This is a genomic window from Streptomyces sp. NPDC002206 (assembly GCF_053593595.1).
Genome location: NZ_JBSFCW010000010.1, coordinates 24,240 through 42,939 on the forward strand (window position 1 = coordinate 24,240; position 18,700 = coordinate 42,939).

Annotated in this window: 19 protein-coding genes and 9 pseudogenes; 12 read left to right on the forward strand and 16 right to left on the reverse strand. The window is 67.1% G+C overall.

The window, feature by feature from the left end; translation table 11 throughout:
- Positions 1-121 precede the first annotated feature (121 nt).
- Positions 122-316, forward strand: a pseudogene (locus ACWCP8_RS19930) (replication initiator); the annotation flags it as partial.
- 708 nt (positions 317-1,024) lie between these two features.
- Here ACWCP8_RS19930 and ACWCP8_RS19935 read toward each other — a convergent pair.
- Positions 1,025-2,287 (reverse strand): PucR family transcriptional regulator, encoded by a 1,263-nt coding sequence (locus ACWCP8_RS19935; protein ID WP_451117206.1) that lies wholly within the window; start codon positions 2,285-2,287, stop codon positions 1,025-1,027.
- Between the two features lie 129 nt (positions 2,288-2,416).
- Between ACWCP8_RS19935 and ACWCP8_RS19940 the strand changes: the two are divergent.
- Positions 2,417-2,940 (forward strand): annotated as a pseudogene (locus ACWCP8_RS19940) (IS5 family transposase); the annotation flags it as partial.
- A gap of 85 nt (positions 2,941-3,025) precedes the next feature.
- Here ACWCP8_RS19940 and ACWCP8_RS19945 read toward each other — a convergent pair.
- Positions 3,026-3,387 (reverse strand): annotated as a pseudogene (locus tag ACWCP8_RS19945) (recombinase family protein); the annotation flags it as partial.
- 49 nt (positions 3,388-3,436) lie between these two features.
- On the opposite strand from ACWCP8_RS19945, the pseudogene ACWCP8_RS19950 reads away from it, so the two are divergent.
- The 4 genes and pseudogenes from ACWCP8_RS19950 to ACWCP8_RS19965 all read left to right on the forward strand — a co-directional run.
- A pseudogene (locus ACWCP8_RS19950) lies at positions 3,437-3,928 on the forward strand (GNAT family N-acetyltransferase); the annotation flags it as partial.
- 521 nt (positions 3,929-4,449) lie between these two features.
- Entirely contained in the window at positions 4,450-5,124 is a 675-nt protein-coding gene (locus tag ACWCP8_RS19955; protein WP_451117430.1) for a GNAT family N-acetyltransferase, read from the forward strand.
- Positions 5,125-5,245: 121 nt separating this feature from the next.
- Positions 5,246-5,596, forward strand: coding sequence for a hypothetical protein (locus ACWCP8_RS19960; protein WP_451117208.1), 351 nt, complete (start codon positions 5,246-5,248; stop codon positions 5,594-5,596).
- A gap of 37 nt (positions 5,597-5,633) precedes the next feature.
- A protein-coding gene (locus ACWCP8_RS19965) for an IS5 family transposase (protein ID WP_451117210.1) occupies positions 5,634-6,553 on the forward strand; the annotation gives its coding sequence in 2 pieces (ribosomal slippage) (positions 5,634-6,012 and positions 6,012-6,553; 921 coding nt in all).
- Positions 6,554-6,668: 115 nt separating this feature from the next.
- Here ACWCP8_RS19965 and ACWCP8_RS19970 read toward each other — a convergent pair.
- The 7 genes and pseudogenes from ACWCP8_RS19970 to ACWCP8_RS20000 form a co-directional block, all read right to left on the reverse strand.
- Entirely contained in the window at positions 6,669-7,412 is a 744-nt protein-coding gene (locus ACWCP8_RS19970; RefSeq protein WP_451117432.1) for a helicase associated domain-containing protein, read from the reverse strand.
- A complete protein-coding gene (locus tag ACWCP8_RS19975) occupies positions 7,319-7,531 on the reverse strand; it encodes an alkaline phosphatase D family protein (protein WP_352268083.1) in 213 nt (70 codons plus the stop codon). The genes ACWCP8_RS19970 and ACWCP8_RS19975 overlap by 94 nt, the downstream gene beginning before the upstream one ends.
- On the reverse strand, positions 7,521-8,093 hold the full coding sequence (locus tag ACWCP8_RS19980) for an alkaline phosphatase D family protein (RefSeq protein ID WP_451117212.1): 573 nt from the start codon (positions 8,091-8,093) through the stop codon (positions 7,521-7,523). The genes ACWCP8_RS19975 and ACWCP8_RS19980 overlap by 11 nt, the downstream gene beginning before the upstream one ends.
- A 104-nt stretch (positions 8,094-8,197) precedes the next feature.
- Positions 8,198-8,617, reverse strand: a pseudogene (locus ACWCP8_RS19985) (alkaline phosphatase D family protein); the annotation flags it as partial.
- A gap of 276 nt (positions 8,618-8,893) precedes the next feature.
- Positions 8,894-9,031, reverse strand: a pseudogene (locus ACWCP8_RS19990) (IS5/IS1182 family transposase); the annotation flags it as partial.
- Between the two features lie 274 nt (positions 9,032-9,305).
- A complete protein-coding gene (locus ACWCP8_RS19995; RefSeq protein WP_352267953.1) occupies positions 9,306-9,623 on the reverse strand; it encodes a hypothetical protein in 318 nt (105 codons plus the stop codon).
- 119 nt (positions 9,624-9,742) lie between these two features.
- Positions 9,743-9,913: a YfgJ family double zinc ribbon protein gene (locus ACWCP8_RS20000; protein WP_352267954.1), complete on the reverse strand. Its 171-nt coding sequence runs from the start codon at positions 9,911-9,913 to the stop codon at positions 9,743-9,745.
- A 134-nt stretch (positions 9,914-10,047) separates the two neighbouring features.
- On the opposite strand from ACWCP8_RS20000, the pseudogene ACWCP8_RS20005 reads away from it, so the two are divergent.
- Positions 10,048-10,335 (forward strand): annotated as a pseudogene (locus ACWCP8_RS20005) (DUF5110 domain-containing protein); the annotation flags it as partial.
- 6 nt (positions 10,336-10,341) lie between these two features.
- A complete protein-coding gene (locus ACWCP8_RS20010; RefSeq protein WP_352267955.1) occupies positions 10,342-10,488 on the forward strand; it encodes a hypothetical protein in 147 nt (48 codons plus the stop codon).
- A gap of 720 nt (positions 10,489-11,208) precedes the next feature.
- Here ACWCP8_RS20010 and ACWCP8_RS20015 read toward each other — a convergent pair.
- Positions 11,209-11,550, reverse strand: coding sequence for a nucleoside triphosphate pyrophosphohydrolase family protein (locus ACWCP8_RS20015; protein WP_352267956.1), 342 nt, complete (start codon positions 11,548-11,550; stop codon positions 11,209-11,211).
- A 468-nt stretch (positions 11,551-12,018) separates the two neighbouring features.
- Between ACWCP8_RS20015 and ACWCP8_RS20020 the strand changes: the two genes are divergently transcribed.
- Positions 12,019-12,306, forward strand: coding sequence for a DUF1905 domain-containing protein (locus ACWCP8_RS20020; protein WP_451117215.1), 288 nt, complete (start codon positions 12,019-12,021; stop codon positions 12,304-12,306).
- 189 nt (positions 12,307-12,495) lie between these two features.
- On the opposite strand, the pseudogene ACWCP8_RS20025 reads toward ACWCP8_RS20020, so the two are convergent.
- Both ACWCP8_RS20025 and ACWCP8_RS20030 read right to left on the reverse strand, forming a co-directional pair.
- Positions 12,496-12,930 (reverse strand): annotated as a pseudogene (locus tag ACWCP8_RS20025) (DUF6234 family protein).
- Between the two features lie 104 nt (positions 12,931-13,034).
- Entirely contained in the window at positions 13,035-13,238 is a 204-nt protein-coding gene (locus tag ACWCP8_RS20030; RefSeq protein WP_352267957.1) for a cold-shock protein, read from the reverse strand.
- 224 nt (positions 13,239-13,462) lie between these two features.
- Between ACWCP8_RS20030 and ACWCP8_RS20035 the strand changes: the two genes are divergently transcribed.
- The gene (locus ACWCP8_RS20035; protein WP_352267958.1) at positions 13,463-13,966 is read left to right on the forward strand and encodes a hypothetical protein; all 504 of its coding nucleotides are present in this window, start codon (positions 13,463-13,465) and stop codon (positions 13,964-13,966) included.
- Positions 13,963-14,556, forward strand: coding sequence for a hypothetical protein (locus tag ACWCP8_RS20040; protein ID WP_451117217.1), 594 nt, complete (start codon positions 13,963-13,965; stop codon positions 14,554-14,556). The genes ACWCP8_RS20035 and ACWCP8_RS20040 overlap by 4 nt, the downstream gene beginning before the upstream one ends.
- 483 nt (positions 14,557-15,039) lie before the next feature.
- On the opposite strand, the gene ACWCP8_RS20045 is transcribed toward ACWCP8_RS20040, so the two are convergent.
- Complete coding sequence (locus tag ACWCP8_RS20045) at positions 15,040-15,321, reverse strand: DNA-binding protein (RefSeq protein WP_451117219.1); 282 nt, start codon at positions 15,319-15,321, stop codon at positions 15,040-15,042.
- A pseudogene (locus ACWCP8_RS20050) lies at positions 15,321-15,596 on the reverse strand (transposase); the annotation flags it as partial. The gene ACWCP8_RS20045 and the pseudogene ACWCP8_RS20050, both read right to left, overlap by 1 nt.
- Before the next feature lie 36 nt (positions 15,597-15,632).
- On the opposite strand from ACWCP8_RS20050, the gene ACWCP8_RS20055 reads away from it, so the two are divergent.
- Positions 15,633-16,202, forward strand: a complete 570-nt coding sequence (locus ACWCP8_RS20055) for a YdeI/OmpD-associated family protein (RefSeq protein WP_352267963.1) — start codon at positions 15,633-15,635, stop codon at positions 16,200-16,202.
- Positions 16,203-16,528: 326 nt separating this feature from the next.
- Here ACWCP8_RS20055 and ACWCP8_RS20060 read toward each other — a convergent pair whose 3' ends face one another.
- Both ACWCP8_RS20060 and ACWCP8_RS20065 read right to left on the reverse strand, forming a co-directional pair.
- The gene (locus ACWCP8_RS20060) at positions 16,529-16,852 is read right to left on the reverse strand and encodes a hypothetical protein (RefSeq protein ID WP_451117221.1); all 324 of its coding nucleotides are present in this window, start codon (positions 16,850-16,852) and stop codon (positions 16,529-16,531) included.
- Between the two features lie 377 nt (positions 16,853-17,229).
- A complete protein-coding gene (locus ACWCP8_RS20065) occupies positions 17,230-18,627 on the reverse strand; it encodes a M20/M25/M40 family metallo-hydrolase (RefSeq protein ID WP_451117223.1) in 1,398 nt (465 codons plus the stop codon).
- Between the last annotated feature and the right edge of the window lie 73 nt (positions 18,628-18,700).

The following is an 18,700-nucleotide window of genomic DNA, read 5'->3' on the forward strand; positions in this document are numbered from 1 at the left end:
AGGCGGCGACCACGTCCTGACCGTACGAATCTATGGCGAGAGCTTGTTGCCAACGCACAATCACCAATCGGACGAGTGCGGGCCACGAGGTCGATGAGCATGTCCTTGCTTCAACCTCGACGTCGTCTACCCGGACCGCAGGCTCCGTGCCTGGGCCCACATGCTCGGCTTCCGCGGCCAGGTCTCCACCAAGTCCCGTCGCTACTCGACCACTCTCGGCGCGCTCCGCCAGGTCCACGCCGACTACCGCGCCGCCCAACAACGCGAAGAACTCGGCCTGCCCGACGCCGACCAGAACCCCACCGTGCTCGTCCTGGTCGACAGTGGAGTTCGTGGCCCAGTTCGACGAGTGCTACGTAGAGCTCCGGGGCCGGCGGGGCATTTCCTCTTCGTACTTGGTCTCGACCAGCGCGGAGAGCGACATGTACGTGCGGTGGAGTTGGCAGGGACGGCCGTTGTCGGCGGTCCGCAACGCGTCGCAGAGAGCGGGAGCGGCCCGACAAGATAGCTTCCGCCGTGCGCTCGCTCGACAAGGCGTCTTTGCCCGTGGCGGAGTTGCAGGAGATCGCTCGGGTGCATGAGCTGATCGGCGCGCTTGGCCGGAAGTCGGATGGCAAGTGTACGGCGACACAGACGCCGCCGGATCGAGGAGGAGCTGCGCGACCGCGGCTGGACGGCCCGGCATGATGGCAATGACCACGGCGACAACATCGCTGAAGCCAGTGGCCGCATATTTCCGTTCGGGTCGGCGCGGGTGCGGACAAGCTGGCGACCACGCGGGTCGATCACGGTGACCGTGGTGCCTGGCAGCGGCTGACCGGACGGGATCGGTGACCCGCCCGGTCAGCATCGGTCTTCGTCGCCGAAATGGTGCTGGTGTGGGGCAATGGCGACGGGCGCGGGCAGCATCACCGTGGGATCTTCCGCAGGGGACCCGGCCGGCTATGCCTCGCGAACCATCTGAGCCCCGGGTGGCCGACCCCCTGCCCGCCCAAATCGCCAGCGACGGCATCACCAATGCAATTCATGCGGGGCTGACGCGAAGGAGCGTCGAGCCGAGGTACTGAACGGCGCGCAGCGCGACTTCCAGATCGCTGTCCCCCTTCTGGACCGGGCGTCCCATGATTTCCTCGGCCTTCCGGATGCGGTACTGCACGGTGTTCTTGTGAAGAATTTGAGCGCTGGCGGTAGCGGTATAACTGCAGCCGGTGCCCAGAAAGTTCTGCACGGTCTCCCGAAGCCGTGCGCTGTGCTCGTCATCGACGGCCAACGGACCCAGGACGCCCCACACCCAAGCGCGCATGTCGCCAACGTTCGTCGCCATCAAGGCGATGGGAGCAACGGTGGAGAAGTCAGTGAACTGGGGGACCGGACTGGCCGCTGCCGCAAGTTCCTGCGTGCGCAGTGCCTGCCGATGCGTGGAGCGGAATCCCTCGATGCCGTACCCGACGCCCCCAGCGCACATGTGCACGGGAGGATCGCTGCGCTCGATCACCTGCGACAGTTGTTGCGAGGAGACGTCGTTGCGCGAGCCGAACGGCAGCCAAGCCCAGGACAAAACCGCATCTCGGGGGACGAACAGCGGCCTGGCGGGGCAATCGAGCTTCCGGGCGATCTCGTTGGTGATCCGGTCGAGCAGCGCAAGTCCCGCACCCTCACCCGTCAGCGTGGGCAACCAGGCGACCAGCCCGAGGTGGTTCTGCCGGAGCCGGTAACCAAGGGCTGGTTCAGCCCAGTTGAGGTCGACGTTCTTCTCGGTGAGGATGTCTCGCACGCGCGCGGCGCGCGCGGCGGTCTGGCTGAGCAGCCAGTGATCGCGTTCCTGTTGGTAGACCATGTTGACCGGTTCGGTTACCCGGTCGCTGTAGCCGAAGCTCAGCTGCAGCATGCGCCGGTTGGTCGCGGTGAAGAGCTCGTACTCGGCGCCCTGTCGGTCGAGCTCGTCCAGGCACCACTCCAGAAAGCGCAAGTGGCTGATCCTGTGGGCCCTGGTCATCACAGTGAGGGGGATGTCCCGCTGAGCCAGCCTCCGGGCGTACTCAAAATAAGCTGCAGGCCCCTTGACGTTGTCCAGAGATATGTCGTTCTCGAAAACGTGCAGCAACGTGGCGACATTTTCCGTGACGCTCGCCTGCAGGATTTTAATGACGGTTGCGTCGCCCCTGAGCTCGGGGACCTTGGCCGTAACATGCTCCACGATGTCGCGGCTGACCTCGGTGAGATGTGACCCTACGTTCTCCGCGACCACGGACAGTTGTTTCGCGGCCTCGGGATGCTCCTCAGCCATACCTCAATCCTACAGAGTGGTTCGTGATCCATCCGCTCCTACGGGACGCGATAGGCCGCACTCCGGCAAGCCTGTGCGAATACCGCCGACGGGCCTCTCCGATGGGTCGTATGACTCGCCTGGTTGTGGATCGATTCGGTTGATGTAGGGCGGGGCGATCTTTCGGATGGTGAGTGGGCTCGGCCGGAACCGCATCCACCGAAGAGCCGTGGGCGAGGCGGGCGTTGACCGTGTCACCGTCGGGTGATCAACGGGATTCTGTTCCGGCAACGGACCGGCCTGCCGTCGCGGGATCCGCCGTCCCGTTGCGGAAAGTGGAAGACGATTCATGACCGGCATCGCAGGTGATCAGCGGATGGCACGTGGGGCAGGATTCTGAGGGGCGGTTCAGGCTGATGCCGACGCCGAGAGCCGGATCGACTGGAGCCTGGTCAGCGTGGACTGCACCTCCTGCCGCACTCATCAGCACGCGGCGGGAGCCCGCTCCCGTTCCCCGAGAAGCCCTGGCAGACACACCCGGCCGGGCCGGCACTGCACCGACGGGGCCCTGGGCCGCTCGCGCGGTGGACTGAACTGCAAGATCCACCTGGCAGGGGGGCGGTCACCGGCCGCTCGCCTTCGCCATCCCGCCCGGCCAGTGGGGCGACGCCCCGCCAGATCCAGGATCAGCGACCGCTCGGTGTGCTCGCCGACCGCGATGCCCTCCAGCACCTTCACCACGATGCCGCGCTGGAACAGGTCGTTGAGGACGATCAGCCCTTCCAGCAGGTTCCGGCCGAGGCGGTCAACCTCCTGGACGCACAGCATGTCGCCGACGCGCAGGTAGTCCAGGCGGCGGTCAGGCCGGGCCGGTCGTCCACGGCCAACTTGCCGCTGATCTTCTCCTCGAAGACCTTCAGGCAGATCGGGGCCAGCGCGTCGTGCTGCCGCTGAGCCTTCTGCTTGTCCGTGCTGACGCGGACGAGCCCGATGAGGGTCAAGTCGCCCACCTCCCGTTCGTAAAACGTCCTGTCAGAGCAAAGCGAACGCCAGTAGAAGGTGAACGGGAAAATGAACGGCCGAAACGGGCAGTTGGGGCACCGGGTGGCCCCATCGTTCATGTTCGACCGACGGCTGTTGGACGAACGCACGGCCGCCTGCGCCGATCCACTGGTCGAGCTGGAGCTGGGCGATCTGCGGCAGTTGCCCGAGCGGGGCAGCGAACTGCCAGTCGGGATACGGACGGGGCCGATCGGGGCAAGCCACTACCGTGCAGCCTGGAGGACGGTCGTCGATTCATATGCGGACACCGATTTCACTCAGAAATGGCCTTTCCAGGACTTCGTCGACACCGCCGACCCGGCATGCTGGCGGGCTGCATGGAACGGGCCGGACATGGTCGGCGTCGCCCTCTGCTCCATCCGCCGTCACGCCCGCACCGTCGGCGAGGTCGAAGAGCTGAGTATCCGGACGGACCAGCGACGCCTCGGAATCGGCCGGGCCCTGCTGCTGGACGGGCTGCGAAGCCTTCGCGAGCAGGGTGCAACGACCGCCCGGCTCTTCACGGGCACGGCAAACCCGCACAGGTCCTACGATCTTTACGAGAGCGTGGGGTTCCGGCGGCAGAACGAGTACGTCCGTTACCGCAAGCCGCTTGCTTGACCGACCGGTCATCGGGCTGCCCACAGGATTTGACAATGCCTCGGGCGGGGGTGAGTTGGTCTGCTCGTTAGCGCTGGGTGGCGAGCCAGCGGCCGAGGGCAAAGCCGTCGTGCTGGTGGTCGACAAGACGGCGAGTGGCCCTCGTCGGTGGCGTCGGCGGCGGCGTGGGTGAGGCCACGTTCGATGCCGTGCTGGCGAGGGCCCCAGATGATATTCAGGCGCTCGAGCGCGGTGGTGCGGTGTCCTGTCTCATCGAAGTTAGTCGTCTGCGTGACGCTGACCTGCGTGGACTGGATCGGGTGAGACGCGTGGACTCGGTTCCTTGAGACAGACTGCATCTGTCCGTCTCATGTGATCTCATTCGATCCGGTTCGCCTGCGACGACGTCGATGGAGTGTCGCCGTGCCACAGCCGACGATGCCTCTCGTTAATTCCCAGGTCAGCAGCTTGCTTCGGCTGGCAGGATCGTGGTCATGTGGATGGATCCGTTGGTGGCCCGAGCCCGTGGGCTCTGGGAGGACATGGCCCAGGCGCCGGTGTCGTTCGCCCCGGCGGGCGGCGTGAACGTTGTGGTCTCCCCGCAGTCCAGGCTGTGCCCGGTTGGCTGGGTCGGAGTGGTAGCTCTAGGCCGATCAGCGATCGTGACCGCGCCGAGTGACAGTGCCGCCGTGATCGTTCGTGAGGCGCTGGGGAGACTGCCGGTAGAGGCCATCGTCGATAGCGCTTTGGTCCGGGAGGTCCTTCCGGTGGCTCAGGCGCTCGGGCCGGCGGCGCTGTCATATGTGTCCCCAGCGGGTTTCCGGCCGGTGGAAGCTGGCGCGTTGACCGTGGAGCAACTGTCAGCCGATCATCCGGATTTGCGGAGCTTGGAGCAGGTAGCTGGTCACGAGGACGCTGGTGAGGCTGCTCTGGACGAGATTACGTCGCCCGCGTTCGCGGTTCGCGAGCACGGCCAAGTGGTTGCTGCTGCGGGATATCGGGCCTGGCCGAGGCGGACGGCCCATGTCTGCGTCCTGACGGCGCCAGAAATGCGTGGGCGAGGGCTGGCACGGGTGACGGGCTCAGCGGCGGTCGCTCATGCCCTCGCTGTCGGGCTGCTGCCGCAGTGGCGCGCGCGCCCGCCCGCCTCCCGGCGTGTTGCGGCTGCATTGGGCTTCCAGGAGCTGGGCTCCCAACTCAGCGTTGAGATCGCTTAGGTTCTGTCCGGTCGATCATGGTGTGGGAAGATGCCGTCCATGATTGATTTTCGAAGGGGCCGTGCCGCGTAGAACGCCATCTTCACTTCGGCCGCGGGAACATGGCTGGAGGAGACCCTGGGTGCGCTATCGCGATGTTCCTGGCCTGTCGGGGGCGGCAAATGCGGCAGTCCGCGGGCTCGAACGGGAGCGACTGACGCCAGGCATTGTGTCTGTCGCGCTGAGCGTGTGGTCCATGCGCGTCCACGGCACCAAACGCCGCTGGAGGCTGTGCGAGGCCGAGTTCACCTGCCCGTGCTGCGGCGAGGGCTGGGCCCGGGACAAGCTGCAAGAGGCTCTGTCCATGCTGCCGCCGAGGGCCGCCGCCGAACTCCGGGTGCAGATCGAGCGCCTGGACGAAGTGCTACTCAGACGAACGCACCACGAGCCCACAGCAGATTCAGAGTTGGCATGGTGGCATCGCCGGTGCTGACCGTGCCCATGCCGTCCACTGAATCGTTGGTTCTTGTATGACTGGTCGGGGGGATCTGACAGAGGCGGAGTGGCGACGTCTGGAGCCGTTCTTGCCAGTGGGCAACAACCGCTGCGGGCGGTGGCGCCACCACCGTCAGGTGGTCAACGGCATCCTGCACCGGATCCGGACCGGGGTGCAGTGGCGGGACCTGCCTGAACGCTATGGGCCGTGGAAGACCGTCTATGAGCGCCATCGGCGCTGGTCAGCCGACGGAACCTGGGAGCGGCTGCTCCAACAGGTACAGGCCCAGGCCGATGCTGTCGGCGGGATCGACTGGGACGTCTCGATCGACTCCACCTCGATCCGTGCCCACCAGCACGCGGCCGGCGCCCGCAAGACCCCGCCACCACCTCCGTCAAAGGGGGCGGTGGCGATAGCACACCAGAGCGGGGTGCCGTGGGCGAGACTCCAGGCCCGCCTGGTGGAGGTGGTGCGGGAGGTGAGGCGCTCGGTCGCTCCCGAGGAGGCTTCACCACCAAGATCCACCTGAGTGCCGACGGCCGTTGCCGTGTGCTGTCACTGTTGCTGACGGCGGGCCAGCGGGCGGACTGCACCCAGTTCGAGCCGGTCATCGAGCGAATTCGGGTGCCTCGCCTTGGGCCGGGGCGCCCGCGCAGCACACCGGACAGCGTGAGCGCCGATCAGGCCTACAGCAACAGCCGGACCCGCCACTACCTGCGACGACGAGGGATCCCCCACGTCATCCCCGAGAAGAGCGACCAGGCCATGAACTGCCTACACAGGGGCCGGGCAGGGGGACGCCCGCCCGGCTTCGACAAGGAACGCAACACCGTGGAACGGGCGATCAACAAGCTCAAGAACCACCGAGCTGTATCCACCAGGTATGACAAGCGCGCCTACGTCTACCTGGGTACCGTCACCGCGGCAGCGACCGTCATCTGGCTCCGAGCATGATCGGCCGGACAGAACCTAAGAGGGGCCGTGCGGTGCGGCTCGGTGGGCACTCAGTCGCGCGACTAGGTTCGCTGAGACAGAAGCACGAACGACTCGGTTCGTTGAGAAAACGACTCTATTGAGTGAGACGGGACATGCGGGCAGTATCGAGGGCGCCGGTGTTGTGCAGGTGGCGTTGCCGGGTGAGCCAGCGGCCGAGCGGGTATCCGACGTCGACTTCAAAGGTCTGAGGGACGTCGAAGTGGTGGTGGGTGCGGAAGTAGCGGCCGGCAGTGGTGAGGCCGCGGCGCCAGTCGGCGCTTTTGGGTTGGAAGACACGCAGCGTGAGGGCGAGGGCAACTTCTTCTTGCTGGGTGGGGCGGTCAAAATGGAGCCAGCGGCTGGGGTCTTCGGTGTGGGTGGGGCGCTGGATGCGGGGGTCGGCAAGGCGGGCACTGAGACCTTCGTCGTGGGCGCGCAGAGGTTCGACGGTGCACCCAGCAACGCCCGCGCCCTCGGCGAAGGGATCGACGTCCAGGTCGGCGAAGACGACGGCGTCGATGGTGGAAGCGCGCGGGGCAGCCGGTGGTCGTGGATGGCTCTGAGGACAGCGACCGGGCGGCCTGCGAGGCGCAGTCCGTCGACGCCCGCGCCGGGTCCGGTGGCGAGCCAGTCGCGCAGGTCGGTGTTGTCGACGGCGGGGACGAGGATCTGGTGATCGGCCAGCAGGCCGAGGTCGATAGCGCCAGAGAGGGTAAGGCGGTAGGCAACGGGTCCGAAGAGGGTTTAGTCGTCCGTGGAGGCGACGGGCGTGTCGCTGGGGTAGGTGTCGGGGTCCCAGTTGCGGAGGGTCGGGGTGAGGGAGACGGGGGTGTGCCAGTCGCCGCCGAGCACCACGGGGTTGGACGGTCGTTCCTTGGCGATGAAGTCGAGGATGCGGTCGCGGGCGCCCGCGTAGCCGTCCCACTGGTCCAGGTTGACGATCTTGTCAGGTCCCAGGTCCCAGGTCGTAGTCGAACTGGGCCATGATGGTCTGCTGAGCGATGACGTTCCAACGGGCCTTTGAGTTGGCCAGGTTGTTCAGCAGCCACTTCTCCTGCTCCGGTCCGGTCATGGTGCGCTCGGGGTCCCAGACGTCCGGGGTCTGGGGCTTCCGGCCGTCCCCGTTGGCCTGGTCGGTTCGGTACTGGCGGGTGTCGAGCACGCTGAACTCGGCGAGCTTTCCGAACTGGACCTTGCGGTACATCAGCGCGTCGGCGCCCTTCGGCTTCTGCTCCGGCCGCATCGGGAGGTGCTCGTAGTAGGCCTGGTAGCCGTTGGCCCGCCGCTCCAGGAATGGGCGGCCGTCACCGGCCGCGCCCTGTATGTCACCGGCGTAGTTGTTCTGTACCTCGCGGTCGTCCCAGGTGAGGATGAACGGGAAGCGGGCATGCACGGCGCGCAGGTCCGGCGAGGTTTTGTAGAGCGCGTGCAGCCGGCGGAACTCGGCCAGGCTGCCGCCGGATGTTTCGTATATGTAGTCGCCGAGGTGGAGAACGAAGTCGAGATCCTGCTGGGCCATGTCGCGTTAGGCGGAGTAGCGGCCGCCGGTCCACGACTGGCAGGAGGCGAAGGCGAACCGCATACGATCCACTTTTTGCCGGGCACCGGCAGGGTGCGGGTGCGTCCGGTGGGGCTGAGCACTCCACCGGACCGGAACCGATACCGGTACCAGCAGTCCGGTGCGAGATCGTCGACCACCACGTGCACGGTGTGGGCGGCTTCGGGCAGAGCCGACACAGACCCGCTCCGGATCACCTTCCTGAACGACTCGTCGCGTGCCACCTCCCACTGCACCTCGACGGGTTCCGCCGGCATGCCACCGGTTTCGGCGTTCAGTGGGTCCGGCACCAGGCGGGTCCACAGCACGACACTTTCGTGGTCGGGGTCGCCGGAGGCGACACCGAGGGTGAAAGGCGCCATGTCGAGTTCAGCGGCCTGGGCAGCGAGCGCCTCGCTCAGCTGAGCGATAGTCAGGACGGCGACCGCGCCACCGGTCAAGGTGAGGAATCTTCGCCGATCAAGGGTTCTCAAAGAGTTGGTCATGTGGCGTGAGACTGCAACACGAAAATCGCCGATCGGTTGTCCGCGAGGCGAACAGCGGCTGTCTGCATTCGGTCGATCTCAACAGCCTTCGATTTCGTCGACGACGGCCCCCTCCGACTTGCAAGGCCTGTCTGCGGATCGCCCGCCGCCTCACCATCTGACCCGCAGCGGGCCTCGTACTCGCCCAGCAGCAGACGAACGATGGCAGTTGAGGACAGCGCGCAGGCAGCCGGTGGTGCGGATGTCGCGGATCTCGATGGTGCGCACCGCCTCTTCGCCGCCGTCGACGTAGGTGCTGGTGGCGGCCGACTTGCCATCCATCGCACGGATCAGGGGGTCGTTGCGGTTCCCGGGAAGGGGCCGGCCGACCACGACGATCGAGCGGGTGCCGGCGTCGATGACGACTTGGTGGTGAGGTAGTTCGACCAGAAGCCCGGGCGAGTGAGCAGTGACTCCCCCGCAACCAGCGGGCCGTCGTCGTATCCCTTGATCAGCGCCCCGTAAGCCTGTCACCAACCACTGACAAAGCTCGATCCGGGATCGGTGCGGAGTCGCCGCCTGTACCGCATACGACACCGTCTTGCCCGGACGGGCCAACTACAACGCTCGGCCACACATGGGACTGAGATCACACAGTCGAATCGCCGCTGACAAAACCCCGCAGCCCATCAACCTCGGGTGCCTGTGGTCAGAATTCGCGATCGATGCCGGTCACGGCGGCCTGCCCCAGCGGGGCATCGTCCTGTGAGAAGCCGCTGTCCCTCAGCGCGCTGGAAACCAGACGTACTGCCTCCGCCTCGGCGCCCGCCCGACTATCGGCCTCTACTTCGATCCTGACGGAAAACGTACTGCCCTCACCAACCGTCAGAAGGTTCAACTCCTCGCTCTCCCCCAGGTCGGTGTTCTTCGGATCCTGAGGGCGCAGCCTGCGTTCCATATCGATGCGCGAGGCATCGCTGACTCCATGGACGAACGTACCGGGAACAGTGATGACATAGGTGGTCACAAGAACTCCTTACACGGACACCCCTGCCATACAGGGCGCATCCGGCCTGATGAGGGGCTGCCGTCACTCTCCAGAGTGACGGCCGGTCAGCACACATGCCTTGCCTCCACTTGTACCGACTAGCCGTCCCGGCCTTCAAAAACACGCTGCGCAGCGGCCCCCTCGTCCTCAACCGCCCCACACCGATCCGACAACTCCAGCACCTTCCCACAGTGCTCACACAACTCCCCCTCCCGCGCAGGCGTGCCACACGCCTTGCAGAACTGCCGCGCCTCCGCTTTCCCCGTCATGACGCCTCCACTTCACAGAACAAGCCGTAAACGCCGCGTACCCCACAAGACCCATCGGAACCCCAGCAGCTCAGAGCTCCACACTCGGAGTACGAAGAGACCCGGAACTACCCGGAACTATCGACGGCGCCCGCATTCCTGACCCGCCACATCCTCGGCCGCCCCAGGACCACAGGGCTCCCGGCCCAGCCGGGCCAGTTCCTCGCACCCCTGCCGCCCCAGAGCACGGGCGGCCTCGCGCTCCTGGCGGCGCCGCTCCTCGGTCCTTCGGCCTTTACGAGGACAACGGGACCACCGCGGGCCCGGGCCGGATCGCCACGACAGAGATCCGGTACAAGGAGTCCGGCGAGCGCCACACCGTGTCGATCAGCCCCACGAAGGGCTCCTTCCGCGGTCAGGGGAAAAACCGCCAGTGGACCCTTTCCATCATGGGGACGTGCACGCCCACCCGCGTCACCGCCAACGGCGTGCGCCTGCCACCGCACGCCTACCACTGGGACGCCAACTCCGGGATCCTGACGGTCACCGTACCGCGGCACACTGTCCACGCCGCGATCACCGTGACCTACCATTAGGAGCCGCAAACCACCTCCGAGCAGAACCACGGCGGTCGCCGGCGGGCCGGTGCACCACGCGCCAGGTCCGCAGGCGGCCACCGCGGCGCGGGACAAGGCTCCCAACAAGGCTGCACTGTGGACGCGCCTCGTTGGGCAGCCACAGCGCGCCCGCCGAGGAAACGGGACCACGCAGTGCGGGGTGCTCGATGCGTCGTGCTCCTCGACGTTGTGCCCCGCCGCCCATGCGACGCCGGCGGGTCCAGACAGAAACAGCATTGTGATGGTCTCGTTCAGCCGCCTCTCAGCCATAACAGTGCATAATTCGTGCACACATCGCATGACTGGACACCCGATCAACGTTGTCTGGTTTGTCGAGGTCCTGGCCATTCTCGGTCAGGCGCGCGACCGGCTGGTAGCCGACGGGCGGTCAGAGGGCGCGGCAGCCACGTTCACACCGACGCACTTGGCTTGTCCAAAGCAACGGTGATCAAGCCGAGAGCAGCGCGCCATCGGCCAGAACAAGCGTCGACGGACCAGGTACAACACGATCCCCTGCCCAGGACGACGCTCGCAGACGGCCCGATCGACGTGCGAGGGGCTTCCGGGCAGGCTCCGCTTCCGATGCTGCCCACCCCCGAGCCCTCCTGATCCGGTGTGGCCGCGCGGCGCGGGCGGGGCCGAATGACGTCAGGGCAGCTACACGGCCGGGTGGTAATGAACGACTGAGTCTGCCCACGGTCATGCCGGTCCGACATCGCGTCGATCGCGCGCGCTGATCGATGTGGCGAGCTCATCCATCGTGTGCAGGAACGCGGCGTCCAGATCGACGTCGTACCGGTGCGCGAGGACAAGGACGGACCACAGACAATCCGCAAGTTCGTGCTCCAGAGCGGCACGTCCGCCCGGCATGTCACGGGCACCTTCCTGTGCCATGACGATCTTTGCCAGATCGCCGACGTCCCCGACGAAGCCGAGCATGAACTCCTCCCGTGTCCATACCCGGCCTCGTTCCCTCAGGTTCAGCTCGTCGTAGAGGTCATGAATGCGCAGGGCGCGGCGCTGGAGTTCGCTGAGGTCCATGTCTCAGCCTTTCCCCATCCGCCCAGCGCAATCTCTCGCCATGATCCGTACCCGGGTCGCGTGTGCCGGAGACCTACGGTCGGCGCACGCACTGGCCGCATCCTCGCGGCGTCCGGGCCACGTCCCGGTGAAAGCGTCCGACGGCGGCGTTGGGGAGTACCTCAACTCCACTATGGAAGCGGGCGGCCGCCACTGCTGCCGCCCGCCGGCGGACCTGGCAGCTCCGCCGGCTCCGGCGACGCCCAGCTGGTGGGCAGGCCGCTCCTCGAGTGGGGGCGGCGTACCAATGGCCCGTGCGCGTGAGGGTGCGGGAGCCAGGTCTTCTTCGGACCGGAGTCAACCCGTCAACTGGGTAAGGAGCACTTCACTCAGCGGATTGGGCGTTGCCAAAGCATCTGTCATTAGCTCCAGGTGGCACTGTATTTAGGCTGACCGGGATCTGGCCCTCCTGACGAACGGACCGACCTCATGAAAGTCGTGTTCACCGGACACGTGATCGAATGGCGTGGGCCTTCACCGTTCTACTTCGCCACCGTGCCCAAGGAACAGACCGCCGATATCCGTGAGGTGGCTGTCATGGCCACGTACGGCTGGGGCGTGATCCCTGTCGAGGCCCGCATCGGCGAGATCACCTTCACGACGTCGCTCTTCCCCAAAGACGGCGGCTATCTGCTGCCACTCAGGAAGGCTGTACGCAAGCCGCAGGCCCTCTCGGCAGGTGACGACGTGGCCGTGGAGATGACCGTCCGTCTCTGAACCGGACGTCGCTCGGCCGGTCACCTCGACGAGTCGCGCCGCCCACGTCGGCTTCCACTCAAGGCCTCGATGGCGCTCGGCAGCAACCGTCGGGATACTCACCTCGCCACCTCAAGTGCCCATCCGCCATATGAAGTGCTCCTTACCTCAGTTGGCGAGTGCGCATCCGAGTCGGCGAGGCTCAGCGACTCATTGGCAGGTCCCGCTGCCGCCGTAGCAGGGCGAGTACCCGACGTTCGGGGTAGGCGCAGGGCCCGGGTGGGTGCGGTCGTAGTCGTGCTGTGAGAGCACCAGCAGCACGGCCAGCGCTCCGGCTGCGAGGAGCTGCACTAGCGCTGTCCACGGTGTGCGGATCAGCGCCGCGAGACCGGCAAGTACGAGCGTGCTGAAGAGGAAATGTTCCGCCCATGCGATGCTCGCGAGTTGCGACGTGTCGATCTCCGCTTACGCCCCCTGCGCAGCCCATATCTGCATGCCGTAGCCGAAGCTCTTCCATACGAATACGGCGGCCTCGACTATGAACAACGCAAAGCCAGTGGCAACGTCCGAGGCGAGAGACGTGCTGTCTGACCAGGGCCACCTGCGTCGAGGCGGAGGGCGGCCTTGTCGACGCCCATATGGCACTCAAGCACGCCCACTGACAGCCGACCGAGGCGTAGGTGGTGTCGGACTCCCCACAAGGCTCCCGGAGTCTGCGCTCCAGGAGCCTTGTGGTGTCCAGTCGCTGATCAGGCGACCGTGATGTTCTCCGCCTGCGGGCCCTTCTGGCCCTGGGTGACGTCGAAGGTCACGGCCTGGCCTTCCTGGAGCTCACGGAAGCCGTTTGCGTTGATGTTGGAGTAGTGCGCGAAGACGTCCGGCCCGCCGCCGTCCTGGGAGATGAAGCCGAAACCCTTTTCGGAGTTGAACCACTTGACGATTCCGCTGGCCATGCTCGTGCCTTCCAGTCGATATCGGATCCGCACCGCGCGGACCCGGAGGTGATCGCCCTGGTCTCGCACTGCACAGCAAAACACCCACGCCGGAGCGCGGGCAGGGACTGCGAACCACGACATCTGGCAGCAACGCTACACGGCGAAACCGGCCCCCACCAGAGAGCAACGACCATGATCCGGGCCCGGGTCGCCCGTGCCGGATGGCAGCGGCGGCGCGCGCAGTGGCTGCAGCCGCCCTCGCGGCGCCCGGGCGGCTCCACGATCTGAAAGTCTCCGACGTCGAGTGCACCGACGGCCGCGTACGGCTCGTCCAGCACAAGAACCGGGCCGGACGTATCCGGGCCGACCTGCACATGGAACAGCCCGCCCTGCGGGAGGAAGCGGATCCGTACTTCGCGGGGACGGGGGCCCGGGATGTCCCCGGCCCGCTGCGGAGTCTGCTGACGGTCACGGACCCCGCCCGGGAATCCTTCGCGGGCGAGCCGTGGGTATTCCTGGCGGTGATCTACCGCAAGAGCTCCGTTCATCCTCAGCGCCACTTCCTGGGCCTCGCCGCGGCACTGATGTGCCTGAGCACGGAACTTGTCACCCGACAGCTGCCCCGACCCCGCCCTCCGAGGCGGCGTGAGCAGGATTGCTGTCACCGAAGGTGCATCGTTCTTGTCACCTTGAGATCGTTTGTGGTCTTGACCCTCGACACAGACAGCCCCAAGGAGACGAGTTGATCACGGAGTACCAGCAGAAGCTGCGCGAGCGCTACATCGCCGCCACCGTCATGCCGGCCCCGGCGCCGTGGCAGCCGGTGCTGGACCACAGGACCCCCATCGGGGGTCTGCTCGGCATTGGCTTCGCCGTCCATCCCGACAGCGGACACGACCTCGTCATGGTCGTGTCCAGCGACGGCCATGGACTCTTCGACGCGGTCACCGGCGAGAAGGTCGCCCGCGATCGGGACCCAGACCCCGACACCAGCACTCCGGACGCGTCGCCGGAGCTCACCTGCCCCGGGCTCGGCCCGATCGAGGGCACGCCGGTGCGTATCGCCGGGCTCTTCGGCGGCGGCCTGCACAGCACCACACCAGACGGCTGGACCCTGGACGTTGTCAGCCCCGAGTGGCCCCACGACCGCGTCGTCCTCTCCGCCGACGGCGGGTCCCACAAAGGCCCGGCGGGAGGGACGTGGTGGCACATCTTCCATTCCGAGTACTCAGAACTCCGCGCAGCCGGTTTCTCTCCCTCCGGCCTGACCCTGGCGGTCGCCACCAGCAGCGACCTCACCCTCTGGACGCGACCTGACCTCCACTTTGACGACTGAGCGGACAGCGGGGCAGCAAGACAGTGGGACAGCAGGCGAAAGGGCGACAGATGGACCGGGCAGAACTCGCCGGGATGCTGGGAGGCCAGACCAGGGCCTGCGAACCCGCCAGAGCGGCGCTTCTCGACGGAGGCGAGTTCGTCGTATGGGACGGCAGCGTTCCCAGCCAGCAGCTTGCCGACATCTACGGGGCTCGCCTCCGACGGGCGGGGAGGCGAGGTACTGAAACTCTCGCCTTGCCATCCACCGTCGACATCCTCACCCGGCTCGAAGCCGTTCAGGTCAGGATCGGCTGCATCTTCTCACCGGACCGGATGTGGGTCAGCCACAACTGACAGAACCCTGCGTGGCACTGACATCAACCTTGTGCACGACACGGGGCGCTGTACGGCCTCCCGGAATCATCCCCGCGGGTGCGGGGAGCAGCCGTCCGTTGCGGACGTCCGCAGCGTGAGTAATCGTCAAGACCTGTGGACCGGGTAGTTAGAAGAAGCCGATCGTGTCCTTGAGAGGACGAAGGGCTTTTTCGCGGTATGTGGCGCTGTCGCGCCAGGTCGTCCCTGCCTGCACGCTGGTGATCGTGACGCCCGCCCTCCCGGCTGAGTTCTTCGCGGGCGCCAGGTGTCCGCAAGCGATGAGTGCGCCGATGCGAAAGAGAGCGATGCCCAGTTGGCGGGCTGCCTCGGGCTGGGACAGCCAGGCATCGTCTGCCGGCTGGGGAACCCGCAGGAGCTTTGGGTAGCGGCGCTCGTCTTTCGGAGTCATCAGGCGGCCCCCGCTTCGGAGCGTTCGACGAGGTGACCGTTCTTGAAGCGGGCGCCGTTGCGGACGAGGGCAACGAGGTGAGGTGCGGTGATCGCGCGCCAGCGGGTCTGGGCGGACTCGACGAGCTTCAACACCATCGCCAGGGCCGCGACCGGGCTGCCGGCCCCGCGGGTGACCTTGGTCCGCAGCTTCACGGTGCTGAAAGTGCTCTCGATGGGGTTTGTCGTGCGCAGGTGCACCCAGTGTTCGGCGGGGAAGTCGTAGAACGCGAGGAGCCCGGCGCCGGGCCGGTGGCCGCATAGCATGGGGCCATGGACGAGATCGGCGGTGTCGAGGTCGTTGCCTTCGCGGACGGCGAGGCGTTCGACGGCTGGTTGGCGGCTCACCACGCACGGTACGACGGCGTGTGGGTCAAGGTCGCCAAGAAGGGCTCCGGGATCGCGTCCGTGACAGCCGACGAACTGGTCGACGCGGGGCTGTGCTGGGGCTGGATCTCGGGTCAGCGCCGGTCGCTCGACGCTTCGTACTACCTGCAGAAGTATGTGCCGCGGCGCCCCAAGAGCCTGTGGTCGCAAGTCAACGTCGACAAGGTCACCGCGCTGGCGGCCGCGGGCCGGATGCGCGAGCCGGGCTTGGCGGAGGTACGCAAGGCGCAGGCGGACGGACGTTGGGCCGCCGCATACGCGCCGCAGTCGACGGCCGCGGTGCCCGACGAACTGGCGGCGGCGCTGGCGGCGGATACCCGGGCGACAAAAGCTTTCGGGGCACTCGACAAGACCGCGAAGTACTTGGTGCTTCTGCCCTTGCTCCAAGCCCGAACTCCCGAGGGGCGCCAAGCCGCAGTGGAGCGCGCGGTGCGGGCGTTGGCCGCCGACGGGTAGGCGCGGTGTCAGAGGCTCAGGCGGTTCCGCCAGCGGCGTCGAGGCCCCGGGGCGTCCGAGGGGAAGCCGGCCGCAATGCAGGCGTCGCACTACGCCCGCCACTGGGGGTCGGCCCGGAGCGGGGTCCCTCGTACGCTTCGCTTTCTCGACCGGATGGACAAGCTGGTTGGCATGCCTGTTGCCGGGGCCGTCGTCAAGTGGGGACAGGCCTCCGACGGAGCTCAAGCAGTTGGCCGCTGCGGTGATGAGAACGGCCCCGAACGTCCCCTTCATCGACCCCACGCGACGTAGTGATTCTGGAGCCTGACGGGTCTGAGCGGCATCGGCTAGGCCTTGCTGGTCAGCGCCGGGGAGCGTACCAACCGGCCGCCGCTCGGCGCATCACGTAGTACCTTCCCGAAGTACGCGTCGGCGTCGGCCGGCTCCATGTCCCACAGCGGCCGGCCGAACCAGGTCCTGATCTGGTCCAGGTGTCCGACGTCTCCGCGGATCGTGCTGTCCGCCAGACCTGCCGAAGTGCGGGCGAGGACGAACCCGGACCACGCATCGGTCTCGAACTGCTCCAGCTCTTCCGCCGATGCGGGCGCCCAGTGCTCGCGCAGGCCCCGTACGACTGCCGGTGCCGCCGACCCGAGCCTCCTCGCCTTCATGCCGGCTACGGATCGGTCGGACGGGATGAGAGCGCTTCAGGAATCCCGAAGTTACGTCACCTGGCGACAGGCCACGCGATGGAGGAAGAACCCGCTGGCCACGGACACAGGGACTCAGCAGGGCTCAGGGGAACTCACGGGATGTCGCACACTCGTGGCGGACCTCGACGGCGAGCATCCTCACGGCCGCTCGGCGCCCTACAGCTTTCAGCGTGCGTACTCCGCGGGGTCGACACCGGAGGCCGGCCGGGCCGTACCGGCGAGCTATGTGCTCAGCGGGCTCGCCCGACCCCAGGTAGAGGTCACCGGAGCCTTGGTAGGGCGGCGGCCCGGCACCTCACCCCGCGGTGCCGGGAACGCCACAGGACCCCCTAATTCTAAGGTGCGGGGAACGCCACCGGGCTCCGCTCCCCCGCCCTGTTCACCGCTCGTACGCCGAAGAAGACGTTGTCCTTGGAGAGATCGATCTCGTACGTCGTCACGTCACCCACCGGGATGACATGCGTCCACTCGGGAGCCGTCGTCTCACGCCACACGATCTCGTAGCCCGCGAGGTCCGGCTCGGCACCGCGGGTCCACAGGAGTTGTGTGGAATTGGTCAGCGTGGACGTGACGACCTTTGCGTTGCGTGGCGTCCCCGGTGCCTGGGCCAGCGTCCACAGGGCCGCCGCGTTGACCTTCGCGACCCGTGCCACGAAGGGAAAGTCGCAGAACTCCGGCAGGTCGCCGAACTGCTTGCTGTCCGCGTCGACGCGCACATCCTGGTGCTGGTGGGCGAAGTCCTCAGCCGGTTCGGTGAAACGCGCGGCCGGGTAGGCGCGTTCGAGGAACGGGACATGGTCGCCGCCCCGGCGGTAGCGGTCGCGGCGGTAGACGACGCGGACGTGCATGCCGGTCGCGTCGTTCTCAGCGACGTCGCGGACGAAACGGGCCAGCTGGCGGGACGGGGAGTCGTTCTCGCCGCCCACCGAGCGGCGTGTCGCCGCCTGTTCGGGGGTCTCCGAACTGGGCACGCCCTCCGCGAACAGACGGATGGTGTACGGGTCCCGGCTGCCGTCGTCGGCCGTGCTGCTGCCGACGATGTCGTTCGTGAACATCCCCTGGATGTCCGCGCCGGCCGACTTGAACTGCTCCGCCATGTGCGTGGCTCCGTACAGCCCCTGCTCCTCCCCCGCCACCGCCGCGAACACAATCGTCGACGCCGGGCGCCGGCGTGCCATCACCCGCGCGAGCTCCATCGCCACGGCGACCCCCGACGCGTCGTCGTCCGCGCCCGGCGCGTCCGAGGTGGCGTCCATGACGTCCGTGACCCGCGAGTCGTAGTGGCCCGAGACGACGTACACGCGCTCCGACGTGACCGAACCCCGCAGCGTTGCGACGACGTTGGTGATGCGGGTCGCGGTCGGGATGCGGGTCGCCGGTTCCTGGACGTACGACTGGAGCTCCACCGACATCCGGCCGCCCGACTCAGCAGCGTACGTGCGGAGTTCGGCCGCGATCCAGTCGCGCGCCGCGCCGATTCCCCGCACCGGGTCGTCCTGCGCCGAGAGCGTGTGCCGCGTACCGAAGGAGACCAGCTTGCGGACGGTGGCCTCGATCCGGTCGTGGTCGATCTCCTTGATCAGGGAACGCAGTTCGCGGGAGGGCGACTGGGCCGTCGCGGGCGGGCGCGGTCCGCACCCCGACGCCTCCGACGCCTCGGCCGGGCGCCCCAGCGCCGCGACCCCCGCACCCGCCGCTGTTGCGGTCAGGACCGTTCTCCTACTGGGGCGCATGTGTCCTCCTGGGATGGACGCGAACCATGGATGCCGGACCCCAGCAATGGTTGTGTATGCAACCACTCGCGGC